Here is a 14,062-nt window from a genome sequence, read left to right on the forward strand (position 1 = left end):
ATGGATCGTTTGGGGATTTCATGCCGCTGACTGGTGAGTACGAGCCGAGCACGTCCGACTGGGCTCGCAAGCAGGCCGAGACGTTCGAGGCCTCCAACGGAGCTGAAGCGAACGAGCTTCGCGGGGTGCCGATCATCCTGGTCACCTCGGTCGGGGCCAAGTCCGGGAAACTCCGGAAGACGCCGCTGATGCGGGTGGAGCACGAGGGTCAGTACGCCGTCGTCGCCTCGAAGGGCGGCGCGCCGGAACACCCGGTCTGGTACTACAACCTGGTCAAGAACCCGCACGTCGAGCTGCAGGACGGCGCCGTGCGGAAGGACTACGAGGCGCGCGAGGCCACCGGCGAGGAGCGGGCGGTCTGGTGGGAGCGGTCGGTCGCGGTCTGGCCCGACTACGCCGAGTACCAGAAGAAGACCGACCGGCAGATCCCGGTCTTCGTCCTCACCCCGATCGACGCGTAGTTTCCTCCGGGCGCGGGCCTCTCGTCCGCGCCCGGAGCGGTCAACGCAGGAACCCGAAGGCCTGGTCAGCGGCGGCCACCGCGTCCGGGTAGAGCTCGTCGGCCGACCTGCCCGCCATGAGCTGCCGCCAGTTCTCCCGCGCGAGCACCCGCCGGACGGCGAGGATCTGCGCCGCACGCACCGCGGCGACGAGAGGGCTTTCCGTATCCTCCAAGGCGGTCGCCAGCGCGGCCTCGTCCGCCTCGGCGAACGCCGCCACGCGCGCCACCAGCGCCGGCGTCTCGAACACCAGCCGGTGGTAAGCCAGCACCTCGGGAACGTCGTTCAGCCCGGTCACCGGGTCGCGCCGCGCCAGCCCGTCGAGAAAATGCCGGTGCAGCGCCTCGACCGGCCCGACGCCCTCCGCCCGCTCCCGGACCACCCGCGCGGACTCGCCCTGGTGGTCGCCGATCCGGTGCAGCACCAGATCTTCCTTGGACGGGAAGTACCGGAACAGCGTCGGCTTCGACACTTCGGCGGCCTCGGCGACGTCAGCCACCGACACCGCGTCGAACCCCCGCGCCAGGAACAGCCGGATCGCCGTCGCGGAGATCGTGTCGTGCGTGCGCTGCCGCTTGCGCTCCCGGAGCCCGCCCATGACGTAAAACATATCAGGGTTAAATTCGTTACTCGGTTACAGTATCGGGGTGGATACCGAACTGGCCGAGGAACAGGAGTACCTCCGCGCGGCCCGCAAGACCCTGACCCAGATGCTCGACCACGCCCGGCACCGCGTAGCTACCGGCGAAACCATCGCCGGGGACGGCTACACCGCCGAAGTACTCGGCCGCCTGCTGCGCAGCCGCGCCAAAGAACTAGCCGAAGAACCCGACGGGCCACTGTTCTTCGGACGCCTACGCTTCGGCCCCGACGCCGGCGACCACGCCGACCAGCAGTACTACCTCGGACGCCGCCGCATCGGCCTCGGCGCCGAGATGCCACTGGTCATCGACTGGCGAGCCCCGGTATCCAGCCGCTTCTACCGCGCCACCGCAACCGACCCCATGGGCGTCCAGGTACGCCGCCGCTACGGCTGGAGCACCAGCCCAGCCGAACTGACCGGCTACGAAGACGAACACATCACCAGCGGACTCCCCAGCCGATACCTCACCGAAGAAATCGAACGACCCCGCGTCGGACCCATGCGCGACATCGTCGCCACGATCCAAGCCGACCAAGACCAACTGGTCCGCGCCGACCTCACCACCTCGACCTGCGTCCAAGGCGGCCCCGGCACCGGCAAGACCGCGGTCGGACTGCACCGCGTGGCCTACCTGCTCTACGCGTACCGCGAGCGGCTGCGCCGCGACAGCGTGCTGGTCCTCGGCCCCAACCCCGCGTTCCTCCGGTACATCTCGGCAGTGCTTCCGACACTCGGCGAGGTCGAGGTGGAGCAGGGCACGCTCGACGACCTGCTCGACTCGGTGCCGGTGCGAGCGACCGATGCCGCTGCCGCAGCCGCCGTGAAGCACGACGTGCGTATGGCCAAGGTGCTGCGGCGGGCGCTCTACGGCCGCATTCGCCCGCCCGCCGAGCCGATCACGATCGCGGACGGCTCGTACCGCTGGCGAGTACCGGAGGAGTACCTGGCCCGGCTGGTGGTCAGCGTCCGCCGCGAGGCCCCGACCTACGGCCTGGGCCGGGAACGGCTGCGGGCCCGCGTCGTCGGGCTGGTGCAGCGGCAGGCTGAACGGCGGGTCGGTGCGCTCAGCGCTGCGTGGACGCAGCGGATCGGCCGCAGCAAACCGGTGAAAGACCTGCTAGAGCATTGCTGGCCGCGGGTGCGGCCGGTCGACCTGGTGGCCGAACTACTCACTGATTCGGACGCCATGAGCGCGGCCGCCGACGGGATCCTGACCCCGGCGGAACAGAACGCGATCGGGCGCCGGGTCAAGAACCGGTGGACCCTCGCCGATGCGCTGCTCGTCGACGAGGTGGCCGGGCTGATCGACCACCCACCGGGTTACACCCACATCGTCGTGGACGAGGCGCAGGACCTCTCCCCGATGCAGTGCCGCGCGATAGCCCGCCGCTGCCGGTACGGGTCGCTGACTGTGCTCGGCGACGTCGCTCAGGGCACCACTCCCTGGGCCGCCGGCTCGTGGCCGGAGCAGCTCGGCCACCTGGGTCAGCCGGATGCGTCGGTCACGCCGCTGACGACCGGCTTCCGCGTCCCCGCGGCCGTCCTCGAACTGGCCGACCGGCTCCTCGACGTGGACGTACCCCGAACCCGGTCGTACCGGACCGACGGCTGGGTGAATTGTCGCCACACCGACGACTTGATCGCCGGTGTCGTCTCGGCCGTGCGGGACGCGCTGCGCTACGAAGGTTCGATCGGCGTGATCACGGCCGACGCGGCGGCCGAGCGCGTGTCCGCAGCGCTGACGTCCGTCGGGGATCCCCGGGTCAACACCATCCCGGCGAGCCTGGCGAAGGGGCTGGAGTACGACCACGTCGTCGCGGTCGAGCCCGCGGACATCGTCGACGCCGAACCGCGCGGGACGAACCGGCTCTACGTCGTGCTCACCCGCGCGGTGTCCCGGCTGGACGTGGTGCACTCTCGGCCGCTGCCCGCAGCGCTGGGCTGACCCACGGCCGGTGAGTTGATACTGCACAGTGGATGGCGAACGGAGCCCGAAGTCGGATTCGAACCGACGGCGTCGACGAGCGACGGCTGCTTTGCAGGCAGCTCCCTTGACCACTCGGGCATTCGGGCTGGCGCACCCCCGGGCGGAATCGAACCGCCGACCCCCAGCTTCGGAAGCTGGTGCTCTTGTCCGCTGAGCTACGAGGGCGATGGCACGGGCGATCTCCATCTACCTGCACCCGCTTGGGGTGACCGGCCGGGATCGAACCGGCATCTCCAGGGTCACGACCTGGCGCTCTCCCATTGAGCTACGGCCAACGTGCCCGCGGACGGTCTCGAACCGCCGAACCTCCGCCGTGTGAAGGCGGCGCTCTCCCAGCTGAGCTACACGGGCAGCACGGACGCCGTCGTCCGCGTCACGCTCTCCCGCCTGGACTCGAACCAGGTGCCTTGCGGTTAACAGTCGCCTGCTCAGCCTGTTGAGCTTCGGGAGAATGGCAGCGCGTGCGGGACTCGAACCCGCTTCGTCCGGGTGAAAACCGGACAGCCTAACCCATAGCCGAACGCGCCATTGTGGTGTTGCGTGCCCCGACCAGGCCTTGAACCTGGGACCCCCACCGTGTCGAGGTGGTGCTCTACCGACTGAGCTACCGGGACGTGGACGCGGAGACCGGACTCGAACCGGCGATCTGCGAGCTTATGAGGCTGCCGGGGACGCCGCTCCCCTACTCCGCGACGGTGCTACGTACGCCGCCCGGGAGTCGAACCCGGGACCCACTGATTAAGAGTCAGCTGCTCTGGCCTCTGAGCTAGCGGCGCTTCAAGGTGGCGATGCTGCGTACGCCGCCGGGGGCTCGAACCCCGGACATACCGATTAAAAGTCGGCAGCTCTACCAACTGAGCTAGCGGCGCATGGAGGAAGGCAGAGGAGTCGAACCCCCGGGGTTGCCCCCGCCTCCGGCTTTCGAGGCCGGCTGCCCACCGCTGGACGGTGCCTTCCATGGTCGGGGTTGGAGCTATGGCGACGTCGAGCCGGTGACAGGAATCGAACCCGCGTCCGGCGCCTTACAAGGGCGCTGCTCGGCCAACGTGAGCTACACCGGCACGGTGGTGGTGCGTGCCCCGGCGGGGCGACGAGCGGCTGGCCGGCTTCGAACCGGCGACCTTCTCCTTGGCAAGGAGACGCTCTGACCTACTGAGCTACAACCGCGATGGGTACTGCTGCGACGGCGTGCCCTGGGCGGGAGTCGAACCCGCACTGGACCCGGTTTGAGCGGGCTGCCTCTGCCGGTTGGGCCACCAGGGCGCGAAGGTGCTCCGGGGGTAGGACTCGAACCCACGTAGACCGCGTCCAAAGCGCGGCTGCCCAGCCGTCAGAGCACCCCGGATCGGCTCCGCTGAGCTGCGGAGACCACTTGCCACGTCTGGAGCCCCGGAGTTGAACCGGGTTTCTCGCACTTCCAAGGTGCGCGGGTTTCCGTCTCCCTCGCTCCAGATTCGCCGGGCGCCCTCCCCCGCGGGGACGGGGACGCCCGGCACCGCGCCGACACGGGTCGGCGCCGTGTACGTGCCATCCACTGTGCAGTTCTCAAGGATCAGGTCCGCCGGTAAGCCGGGGTGGTGCGCATGGGCGGCAGGAATCGAACCCGCAACATCCGGCTTTGGAGGCCGGCGCTCTACCAATTTGAGCTACACCCATAGATGGGAAACAATTTCCGGGCAGCACGAATAAACAATTGGCGATAAAAGAAAACCGCCCCGATCCCGACTGGGAGGGGCGGCGTCAGCAGGCGCTGAGTGCGCTAGCTTCGCCACCGTTCCCGGTGCGGTTCTTGCAGGCCATTGGTCGAGCAGGAGGGGTACCGGACGCACGGGACACCCTCGCTGAGCAGCCACATTTGCTGCTCGGCGTTCATGCGGGTCCCCGACATCGCGGTCTCCTGATCCTCTGTCGATGGTGCTCGGTGCTGACGTAGACGTTAGTGGCCGGCCGTCCGACCGCCAAGCCAATTATGCGTAGCCGCCCCGCCGGGAATCAATAGCAGCGCAGGAATTCGCCGCGCTATTTCAAAACGCAGGACGCGTCTCCCCGGCGGAACCGGGGAAACGCGTCCGTTGAGATTGGTGACTCAGCCGTGCGGGAACGGGGTCTTGGCCGGGGCCCGAAGCTCGTCCATGTGCCGCTCGATCACGGTCAACGACCGGTCGGCCAGGTGGTCGAACCGCTGCTTGACGCTCGAGCCCGGGGTCAGCGAGCTCATCGCGGTCTCCGGGTCGAGCCGGGCGGTGACCCAGCCCTGGTGCGAGGCGCCCCGCGCCAGCACCTCGGCGATCGGCGTCACGATCAGCGAGTTGCCGAAGTAGATCGTTCCGCCGGGGTCGACGCCGGTCGCGTTCGCCCCGACCAGGAACACGTGGTTGTCGTAGGCGCGCGCCCGGCTGGTCAGCTCCCAGAGGTCGGCCGAGCGGAGCAGCGCCGAGGGGCGGCAGATCACCTCGGCGCCGAGCACCGCCTCGATCCGGGACAGCTCCGGGTAGTCGCCGTCGAAGCAGATGATCAGCCCGATCTTGCCGAGTTCGGTGTCGACGACGATCGCCCGGTCGCCGGGCGTCACCCAGCCGCCGTCGCCCCGGCCCTCACCGCAGAACAGGTGCGTCTTGCGGTAGGTGCCCAGTACGTCGCCGGTCGGCCCGATCAGCGCCGCGGTGTTGTAGACCGTGCCCCGGTCGTAACCCCGCTCGTACGTGCCCAGCACGACGTGGACGCCGAGTTCCCGGGCGACCTCCTGGACCGGCGCGGTCACCGGCCCCGGGATCTCGCTGACGACGTCCCACAGCTCGTCCGGCGAGACACCGGTGGTGAAGCCCGTGGTCGCGGTCTCCGGCAGCACGAGCAGCTCCGCGCCGGTCTCCTCGACGCAACGCCGCACGTAGTCGGCACACCGCTCCAGGTTGGCCGCCACCGTCGCCGGGGTCAGCGGCCCCGGCTCTGGTGCGACCTGAATCGCCGCAGCCGTGAACGCCTTCACCAGCGCCGCGCCTTCGGCGCTGCGTCCCGACCGCCGCGCGAAAGGCGCGCCGGTCCGGCTGCCTGCGCGAGCCCGCCGCTCATGAGCGGCGTCGTCCGATCAGGCCGCCGACCAGGACGCCCAGCAGCGCGATGCCCGCACCGAACGCGGCGCCCTGGACGAAGCCCAGCGGCACGCCGCCGTCGGCCGCAGCAGCCTTCGCCGGGGCCGTGAACACCCGCGGCCCCGGCGCGGCAGCCGCCCCGGCGCCCGACGGGAGGACGGCCGACGCGCCGTCGGCCACTGCGCCCGCTGCCGAACCTCCGGCCGCCGGGCTTCCCGCCGCCGCGCCCGCGGGCTGCGCCTCGGCGCCCGGGACCGTGCCGCCCTCCGCGGAGACGACCGCCGCCTCGGCCGGGGCGTTCAGCAGCGAATCGACCGCTGCGAAAAACTCGCCCGCGGTCTTCTTCGCGACCCCCGACAGCACGCGCTGCCCGACCCCACCGACCGCGCCGCCCACCACCGCGTCCGCGGCGTACGAGAGCAGCGTCGTGCCGTTCGCACCGTCCTCCAGCGTCACCAGCACGTCGGCGGAGACCGTGCCGGGCGCACCGGCGCCCTTCGCCCGCAGGACGAACGAGGTCGGCGCCTGCTGGTCGGTCAGCCGCACGTCACCGACGTACGAGCCCTTGATCGACGCCACCCCCGCCGTCACCGTCATCCGGTACGCGTCGTCGCCGACCTGCTCCAACTGCTGGCAGCCCGGGATCGTGCGGACCAGCACGGCCGGGTCGTTCAGCGCGTCGTACACCCGCTGCACCGGGGCGTTGAGCGTGGCCTTGCCGTTGACCTTCATCTATTTGGTTCCTTCCAGCAGAGCGTTCTGCTCGCGCAGGGCCCACAGTTCGGACGGCGAGATCGGCATCCGTGTCACGAAGAAGCCCTCCGCGTCCGAGATGGCCGAGGCGAACAGTGCCGCGGAGGGGATGACGCCGGCCTCGCCGGCGCCCTTCACCCCGAGCGGGTTGAGCGGTGAGGGCGTCTCCAGGTGGTCGGTCTCCACCTTCGGTACTTCGGACGCATACGGAATCAGAAAGTCCATGTAGGACGCGTTGAGCGGCTGGCCGTTCTCGTCGTAGACGATGCGCTCGTACAGTGCGCCGCCGACCCCCTGAGCGACGCCGCCGTGGATCTGGCCCTCGACGATCCGGGGGTTGATCAGCGTCCCGCAGTCGTGCACGACGCAGTAGCGCAGGATCTTGATCTCGGCGGTCTCCGGGTCGGTCTCGACCACGGCGGCGTGCATACCGCTGGCGAACGTCGAACGGATCGGCGAGTAGTAGTCGGTGGCCTCCAGCCCCGGCTCGTCGTCCTCGTCGATCGGCGGCTTGCTCAGATCGGCGGTGCCCGCGAACTGGGTGGCCCGCTTCGCCTCCTCGTCGAACGCGTACCGCAGCGGGTTCGAGAGGACCGCGACCGTGCGGAGCGGGATGCCCTCGTGTGCCTCCGGCGGGACGCCCTTCACCCGCACGACGCCGTCGACGATCTCCAGGTCCTTCGGGTCGGCCTCCAGTGCCTCACCGGCGATCTTCAACGCCTTCGCGCGCACCTTCCGGGCGGTCAGCGCCACCGCGTTGCCGCTCATCACCGCGGCGCGGGACGCGAACGTGCCGACCGCGTACTTGAACCGCCTGGTGTCGCCGGTGGTCACCGAGACGTCGTCGACCGGGACTCCCAGCTCCTCGGCCGCGATCTGCGCGAACACGGTCTCGTGACCCTGGCCCTGGGTGGTGAGGCCGGTCGCGACGACGACCTTGCCGGTCGTCTCGACCCGGACGAACGCGCCCTCGTACGGCCCGGGGCCGGTGCCCTCGACGTAACAGGCGAGCCCGATGCCGACGCGCCGCCCTTCGGCCCGGGCGGCGTCCCGGATGGCCTCGAACTCGTCCCAGCCGACCAGCGCCTTGATCTTCTCCAGCGACGTCGGGTAGTCGCCGGAGTCGTAGATCAGCGGCCGCCCGTCCTGGAACGTCAGCTGGTGGTCGTACGGCATGTCCTCGGGCTGGATGAAGTTGCGTTCCCGCACCACCGCCCGGTCGAGCCCGAGACGGTCGGCGATCGCGTCCATCGTGCGTTCCATCGCGAACACACCCTGTGGACGCCCGGCACCGCGGTAGGGCGTGACCGTCACCGTGTTCGTGTACATCGACCGGAACTCGACCCGGTACGCACCGGGCTTGTACGGCCCGAGCAACTGGGTCGACGTGACGATCGGCACGATGATGCCGTAGGGCGTGTAGGCGCCGTTGTCGTGCCAGAACTCGACGTCGAGCCCGAGGACGTGCCCCTCGTCGTCGAAGCCGACCGTGACCTTCTGCAGCTGGCCCCGCTCGTGCGTCGAGCTGATGAAATGCTCGCGGCGGTCCTCGACCCACTTGACCTCGCGGTTGAGCTTCACCGCCGCCCACGGGATCAGGACTTCCTCGGGCCAGGGGTGCACGATCTTGACGCCGAACCCACCGCCGACGTCCGGCGCGATCACGTCGATCCGGTCCACCGGCAGGTCGAGCTTGGCCGCCAGCGCGAACCGCACCGACGTCGAGGCCTGCGTCGAGGTGTAGACGCGCAGCGACCGGTCGGCGGCGTCCCAGCGGGCGTAGACGCCCTTGCCCTCCATCGGCATCGACGCCGACCGCTCGATGTCCAGGTCGAGGCTGAGCGTGTGCGGTGCGGCGGCGATCGCGGCCGGCGCGTCCCCGACCTCCTGGACGAGGTGCGCGGACACGTTGTCGGGTACGTCGCCGTGGACGCGGTGCGCGGCTTCGATCGCGGCGGGAATACCGACCACCGCCGGCAACGTCTCGTACTCGACCTGGATCCGCTCGCACGCGTCCTCGGCGATGTAGCGGTCGGTCGCGACGACCATGACGACGGCTTCGCCGACGTGCCGTGCGATGCCGTCGGCCAGCGGGGTGGTCACCCGGGGAGCGTGCAGCGCCGGGTGCGGGATCAGCAGCGGGAGGGGCTCGGACACCCGTGGGTTCGGATCGTCGGCGAGGTCGTCGTAGGTGTAGATCGCGACCAGACCCTCGACGTCGAGCGCGGCGGTGACGTCGACGTCGACGATGCGGGCATGGGCGTGGGGCGAGCGGACGAACGCCACCGCGAGCGCGCCCTCGCCCAAATCGTCCAAATAACGACCGTTGCCGGACACCAGGCGGGGGTCCTCCCGCCGGGTCATCGGAACCCCGAACGCACGGGTCGCCATTACGCCGACTCCTTCTTGATCTCCGCCGCCCGCAGCACCGACTTCACGATGTTCTGGTAGCCGGTGCACCGGCAGAGGTTGCCGCCGATCGCCTCCCGGGCCTCTTCCTCCGTGGGGTCGGGGTTGTCCTCGAGGTAGGCCGTGATCGTCGTGACGAAGCCCGGCGTGCAGAACCCGCACTGGAGGCCGTGGCAGTCGACGAACGCCTGCTGAACCGGGCCGAGCCCGCCATCCGGGGCGCGGCACCCCTCGACCGTCGTGATCTCGGCACCGTCGACGCTCACCGCGAACAACAGGCAGGAACGCATCGGACGGCCGTCCACCAGCACCGTGCACGAGCCGCAGACGCCGTGCTCGCACCCGAGGTGGGTGCCGGTCAGCTCGAGGTCGTGCCGGAGCGCATCGGCGAGCAACCGGCGGGCGGGCACGGACGCGGTGCGGGGCACCCCGTTGACCGTGAACGTGACGTCGTGGTCACTCATCAGGCCGGAACCTCCGTTCGAGCCACCGCATGCGCGGCAGCAGCCTTCAACGCCCGGCCGGTGAGCACGCCGGCGAGGTGCCGCCGGTACTCGGCGGTGGCGTGAATGTCTTCCTCGGGCTCGACGGACGAGCCCGCGAGCCGCGCAGCAGCGGCCCAATCAGCGGCATCGTAGGAACGGCCTACGACAAGTTCCGTGAAGTCCACGGTCACCGGCGTCGGCCCCATCGAGACGTACGTGGCCCGAGCGGACGCGATCCGCAGGTCCTCGTCCAGCGTCACCAGCGCGCCGAGACCGCACATCGCGTAGTCGCCGTGACGGCGGGACACCTCCAGCCACGCGGTGCCGGTGTGCCCCGCCGGGATCGGGAACGTCACGCTGGTCGCGAGCTCACCGGGACGGGTGGCCGACTCCAGCGGCGCGAGGAAGAAGTCGTCGACCGGAACGACGCGCGACCCGGACGCCGATGCCAGCTGCACCGAGCCGCCCAGCAGCGCGAGCACCGACGGCATCTCACCGGCCGGGTCGGCGTGCACGATGCTGCCGACCGTGGTGCCGCGGTTGCGGATCGTCGGGTGGGCGACGTGCGTGAGCGCCTGGCGCAGCAGCGGCAGCACCCGCTCGGCGTCCGCGGAGTGCTCGACCTCGGCGTGGCGGGCGATCGCCCCCACGGTGACCGCGTCCGGCGTCACGTCGATCCGAGAGAGTTCGGAGAGCCGGTTGACGTCCACCAGATGGGCGGGCGCAGCCAGCCGCATGTTGAGCATCGGAACCAGACTCTGGCCTCCGGCCAGCACCTTCCCGTCCGCACCCAGCTCGGCCAGGATGCTCAGCGCCTCCGCGAGCGTCTCCGGACGGTGGTACTCGAACGCCGATGGTTTCATGCCGCGATAGTCCCCCAGGAAGTCCAGAGCGGCCCAGCAACGTCGCTGGTCACGTGCTCCGGAGAGGTGATCCCCCGGCGGCCGGTAGGTCGCCGCCGGGGGCTGGTCAGCCGCCCCTGCGGGTTACGGCTCCTTGTACGCGCCGGGCTCATCGACGACGAGGACCGCGCCCCCGGCGTCCTTGTCGTCCTTCACCGGGCCAGGTGTCGCCGAACGCTCGGCGAGCCACAGCTCCTTCAGGTGCGGCGGAGCGATCGCCTTCGCGATGTGGAAGCCGGCCACGGTCACGATCGTGCCCAGCGCGATGCCGGAGAGCGAGAAGTCGTCGGTGAAGACCAGGCTCACGCCACCGATACCGATGATGATTCCGGCCGCGGCGGGCACCAGGTTGATCGGGTTGGCGAAATCGACCCGGTTCTCCTTCCAGATCTTCGCGCCGAGCAGGCCGATCATGCCGTAGAGCACGACCGTGATGCCGCCGAGAACACCACCGGGAGTCGCCGAGACGACCGCGCCGAACTTCGGCGAGAACCCGAACAGGATCGCGACGATCGCGGCCACGTAGTACGCCGCGGTCGAGTACACGCGGGTCGCGGCCATGACGCCGATGTTCTCCGCGTACGTCGTGGTGGGCGAGCCACCGACCGCGGACGCGATCACCGTGCCGACACCGTCACCGGCGATCGCACGGCCCATCACCGGGTCGAGGTCGTCACCGGTCATCTCGGCGACGGCCTTGACGTGGCCGGCGTTCTCCGCGATCAGCGCGATCACGGCGGGCAGCACGAGCAGGATCGCCGCGATCGAGAACGTCGGCGTGTGCCAGCCGACGACATCACCCGAGGTGTGCGGCGGGAAGCCGATCCAGTCCGCCGCCTCGACGCCGTCCCAGTTCACGCGCCAGTGCGTCGTCTCCTTGGCGGCGGCAGCGTCGTAGGACGTGATCTGACCGAAGATCCGGTCGAAGACCCAGGACAGCCCGTACCCGAAGATCAGGGCCAGGAAGATCGCGATCCGGCCGAGGAAGCCACGGACGCCGACCGCGACCACGATGACGAACAGCATCGTGATCAGCGCGATCCACTGGTCCTGCGGCCAGTACGTGCCGGCCACCACCGGCGCGAGGTTGAAGCCGATGAGCATGACGACCGCACCGGTCACGACCGGCGGCAGCACGCTGTAGATGGCCCGCGAGCCGACGAAGTGGATCAGCACACCGACGAGCGCGAGCACCACACCCGCGACGAGGATCGCGCCGGTCACCTCGGCCGAGTCGCCGCCCTGCGCGCGGATCGCCGCGACACCACCGACGAACGATGCCGACGTACCGAGGTAGCTCGGCACCTTCCCGCTCACGATCAGCAGGAAGATGATCGTCGCGATACCGCTCATCATGATCGCGAGCTGCGGGTTCAGCCCCATGATCAGCGGGAAGACGAACGTCGCTCCGAACATCGCGACCACGTGCTGCGCGCCGAGGCCGATCGTCCGGGGCCAGGAGAGCCGTTCGTCCGGCCGGACGACCTCACCCGGCGGCGGCGCTTTGCCTCCGTGTACGACACTCCACCCAAAGAGAGCCATCTTCTCAGTACCCCTTATCCGCCGCCCCGGTATGAGGGCAGCCTGCGGCAACCCTCGGAGATGACGACGAATATCCGGCCATGGTGACCTGGGTCTCATGGTCAAGACAGCACCGACTCGGGCGCCTCCGGTTGGCGGAACCTGCCCACGGGGTTGCCGGTCTGTCAGTAAATGTCGCCCACGTGATGTAACTGCAACATGAACGACACGAGTCTGAGCGACGCTCGGCTGATTCGGGCGCAGTCACAGCGGTATCAAGTGAACCGGTCGCAAGCCCTAGCGTCGGTAACACTATGGGGATTACCGGACGCGCAGCTTTCGTCCGGCTGGTAGTGCTGGCAGCACTGTGGGGGTCGAGTTTTCTCTGGGCCGCCATCGCACTGCGCGGCCTCCCGCCGGGCGTTCTCACCGTGGTCCGGCTCGCGCTCGGTTCGGCATTGTTGCTGGCGATCTGCCGGTTCCGCGGCATCCGGATCCCCGCTGAGCCGCGGGTCTGGATACACCTCGCCGTGGTCGCGGCGATCGGCAACGTGATCCCGCTGTTGTTGTTCGCGTACGCGGTGCGCTCGATCGACTCACACATCGGCGGCATGTTGAACGCGACCACGCCGCTCTGGACGCTGGCCATCGGCGTCTGCCTCGGCGGCGTCGCGGGGGTGCCACGGCGGTACGTCGCCGGTCTGCTCGCGGGGCTGGTCGGAACGCTGCTCGTGGTCGGTGCCTGGCCGCCCGGTGAGCGGCTGCCCGCGGTGCCGACGATCCTCGGACTGATCGCGGCCGCCAGCTACGGCGCCAGTTACGTGTACATCGACCGGTACCTGAGCCGGATCGACCGGCCGCCGATCGCGCTGGCCGCGGGCCAGCTGGTGGCCGGAACGGCGCTCGCGCTGATCGCGCTCCCGGTCGCCGGTCCGCACTCGCTGGACGGCGTCCGGCTGGGGCCGGACGTGGTCGTTGCCACGATCGCACTCGGCGCGTTCTGCACCGGGCTCGCGACCGTGCTCAACATCCGCCAGGTCGCGGACGTCGGGCCGGCGGCGTCCGTCGTCCTCTACCTGTTGCCGGTGGTCGCCGCCGTGCTGGGCTGGTTGGTGCTGGGGGAACAGATCACGCCGAGCACGATCGTCGGCACCGCGGTCGTGCTGGTCGGTGTCGCGCTGACCCGTTCGCCACGGCGTACGACGATCGACGACAGCGGCGAGCCCGGCACCCAGCAGCGGCCCGAGATTCCGACGAATTCCTAACCTCATGAGGAGAGCAGCAGGGTGGTAGCGGTCCACAACTATGAGTTGGGCCTGGTCTGGACGGGCAACCAGGGCACCGGAACCAGCGCGTATCGGGCGTACAGCCGAGCGCACGAGGTGACGGCGCCAGGTCGTCCCCCGCTGGAGGGGTCGTCCGATCCGGCGTTCCGCGGCGAAACCGACCGGTGGAACCCCGAACTCCTGCTGGTCGCCGCCCTCTCCGGCTGCCATCTGATGTCGTACCTGCACGTCTGTGTCGAGGCCGGGGTGACGGTCATCGCGTACGCGGACGCGCCCACCGGACTGATGACGCAGACGCCCGGCGGCGGGGGGCGCTTCACCGAGGTCGTGCTGCGGCCCCGGGTGATGCTGGCGCGGGAGAGCGCGGGCAAGCATGACCTCGCCGTCCGTCTGCACCGCGACGCGAGCGCGCGCTGTTTCATCGCGAGTTCGGTGAACTTCCCGGTCCGCCACGAACCGGTCGTCGAGGTAGCCGAACGCTGACGCC

General features: G+C 69.8%; 11 protein-coding genes and 16 tRNA genes. 4 read left to right on the plus strand and 23 right to left on the minus strand.

Going from position 1 to position 14,062, the window contains the following annotated elements; genetic code table 11:
* Positions 1-20 precede the first annotated feature (20 nt).
* Positions 21-461 (plus strand): nitroreductase family deazaflavin-dependent oxidoreductase, encoded by a 441-nt coding sequence (locus tag BUB75_RS09045; protein ID WP_073254233.1) that lies wholly within the window; start codon positions 21-23, stop codon positions 459-461.
* Between the two features lie 40 nt (positions 462-501).
* Here BUB75_RS09045 and BUB75_RS09050 read toward each other — a convergent pair whose 3' ends face one another.
* A complete protein-coding gene (locus BUB75_RS09050) occupies positions 502-1,098 on the minus strand; it encodes a TetR family transcriptional regulator (protein ID WP_073255190.1) in 597 nt (198 codons plus the stop codon).
* Positions 1,099-1,210: 112 nt separating this feature from the next.
* Between BUB75_RS09050 and BUB75_RS09055 the strand changes: the two genes are divergently transcribed.
* Positions 1,211-3,088: a helicase domain-containing protein gene (locus BUB75_RS09055; protein WP_084740783.1), complete on the plus strand. Its 1,878-nt coding sequence runs from the start codon at positions 1,211-1,213 to the stop codon at positions 3,086-3,088.
* Positions 3,089-3,131: 43 nt separating this feature from the next.
* Here the strand turns inward: BUB75_RS09055 and BUB75_RS09060 are convergent.
* The 22 genes from BUB75_RS09060 to BUB75_RS09165 all read right to left on the minus strand — a co-directional run bounded on the left by BUB75_RS09060 (position 3,132) and on the right by BUB75_RS09165 (position 12,310).
* A tRNA-Cys gene (locus tag BUB75_RS09060) sits at positions 3,132-3,216 on the minus strand.
* 5 nt (positions 3,217-3,221) lie between these two features.
* Positions 3,222-3,295 (minus strand) — tRNA-Arg (locus BUB75_RS09065).
* Between the two features lie 36 nt (positions 3,296-3,331).
* A tRNA-His gene (locus tag BUB75_RS09070) sits at positions 3,332-3,406 on the minus strand.
* Between the two features lies 1 nt (position 3,407).
* Positions 3,408-3,481: transfer RNA gene (locus tag BUB75_RS09075), tRNA-Val, on the minus strand.
* A 27-nt stretch (positions 3,482-3,508) separates the two neighbouring features.
* A tRNA-Asn gene (locus tag BUB75_RS09080) sits at positions 3,509-3,581 on the minus strand.
* Position 3,582: 1 nt separating this feature from the next.
* Positions 3,583-3,657: transfer RNA gene (locus BUB75_RS09085), tRNA-Glu, on the minus strand.
* A 14-nt stretch (positions 3,658-3,671) separates the two neighbouring features.
* Positions 3,672-3,744, minus strand: a tRNA-Val gene (locus BUB75_RS09090).
* Between the two features lies 1 nt (position 3,745).
* A tRNA-Met gene (locus BUB75_RS09095) sits at positions 3,746-3,822 on the minus strand.
* An 11-nt stretch (positions 3,823-3,833) separates the two neighbouring features.
* Positions 3,834-3,906 (minus strand) — tRNA-Lys (locus BUB75_RS09100).
* A gap of 20 nt (positions 3,907-3,926) precedes the next feature.
* Positions 3,927-3,999, minus strand: a tRNA-Lys gene (locus BUB75_RS09105).
* 1 nt (position 4,000) lies between these two features.
* Positions 4,001-4,087: transfer RNA gene (locus tag BUB75_RS09110), tRNA-Ser, on the minus strand.
* A 30-nt stretch (positions 4,088-4,117) separates the two neighbouring features.
* Positions 4,118-4,191, minus strand: a tRNA-Thr gene (locus BUB75_RS09115).
* A 32-nt stretch (positions 4,192-4,223) separates the two neighbouring features.
* Positions 4,224-4,297 (minus strand) — tRNA-Gly (locus BUB75_RS09120).
* Between the two features lie 22 nt (positions 4,298-4,319).
* Positions 4,320-4,393 (minus strand) — tRNA-Leu (locus BUB75_RS09125).
* A 9-nt stretch (positions 4,394-4,402) separates the two neighbouring features.
* Positions 4,403-4,475, minus strand: a tRNA-Gln gene (locus tag BUB75_RS09130).
* 237 nt (positions 4,476-4,712) lie between these two features.
* Positions 4,713-4,786: transfer RNA gene (locus BUB75_RS09135), tRNA-Trp, on the minus strand.
* A 430-nt stretch (positions 4,787-5,216) separates the two neighbouring features.
* Positions 5,217-6,116: a carbon-nitrogen hydrolase family protein gene (locus BUB75_RS09140; RefSeq protein WP_073254239.1), complete on the minus strand. Its 900-nt coding sequence runs from the start codon at positions 6,114-6,116 to the stop codon at positions 5,217-5,219.
* 79 nt (positions 6,117-6,195) lie between these two features.
* Positions 6,196-6,951 (minus strand): SRPBCC family protein, encoded by a 756-nt coding sequence (locus BUB75_RS09145; protein ID WP_073254242.1) that lies wholly within the window; start codon positions 6,949-6,951, stop codon positions 6,196-6,198.
* A complete protein-coding gene (gene cutA / locus BUB75_RS09150) occupies positions 6,952-9,363 on the minus strand; it encodes an aerobic carbon-monoxide dehydrogenase large subunit (RefSeq protein WP_073254245.1) in 2,412 nt (803 codons plus the stop codon). It lies immediately after the preceding gene.
* A complete protein-coding gene (locus BUB75_RS09155; RefSeq protein ID WP_073254248.1) occupies positions 9,363-9,845 on the minus strand; it encodes a (2Fe-2S)-binding protein in 483 nt (160 codons plus the stop codon). Before BUB75_RS09155 ends, cutA begins: the two co-directional genes overlap by 1 nt.
* On the minus strand, positions 9,845-10,729 hold the full coding sequence (locus BUB75_RS09160) for an FAD binding domain-containing protein (protein WP_073254251.1): 885 nt from the start codon (positions 10,727-10,729) through the stop codon (positions 9,845-9,847). The genes BUB75_RS09155 and BUB75_RS09160 overlap by 1 nt, the downstream gene beginning before the upstream one ends.
* A 123-nt stretch (positions 10,730-10,852) precedes the next feature.
* Complete coding sequence (locus BUB75_RS09165; protein WP_084740563.1) at positions 10,853-12,310, minus strand: uracil-xanthine permease family protein; 1,458 nt, start codon at positions 12,308-12,310, stop codon at positions 10,853-10,855.
* A gap of 293 nt (positions 12,311-12,603) precedes the next feature.
* Here BUB75_RS09165 and BUB75_RS09170 point away from each other — a divergent pair, with 293 nt between their 5' ends.
* Both BUB75_RS09170 and BUB75_RS09175 read left to right on the plus strand, forming a co-directional pair.
* On the plus strand, positions 12,604-13,554 hold the full coding sequence (locus BUB75_RS09170; RefSeq protein ID WP_073254254.1) for a DMT family transporter: 951 nt from the start codon (positions 12,604-12,606) through the stop codon (positions 13,552-13,554).
* Positions 13,555-13,575: 21 nt separating this feature from the next.
* Positions 13,576-14,058, plus strand: a complete 483-nt coding sequence (locus BUB75_RS09175; RefSeq protein ID WP_073254258.1) for an OsmC family protein — start codon at positions 13,576-13,578, stop codon at positions 14,056-14,058.
* The last annotated feature ends 4 nt before the right edge of the window (positions 14,059-14,062 follow it).

The organism is Cryptosporangium aurantiacum (genome assembly GCF_900143005.1).
In the GTDB taxonomy this organism is placed as follows: domain Bacteria; phylum Actinomycetota; class Actinomycetes; order Mycobacteriales; family Cryptosporangiaceae; genus Cryptosporangium; species Cryptosporangium aurantiacum.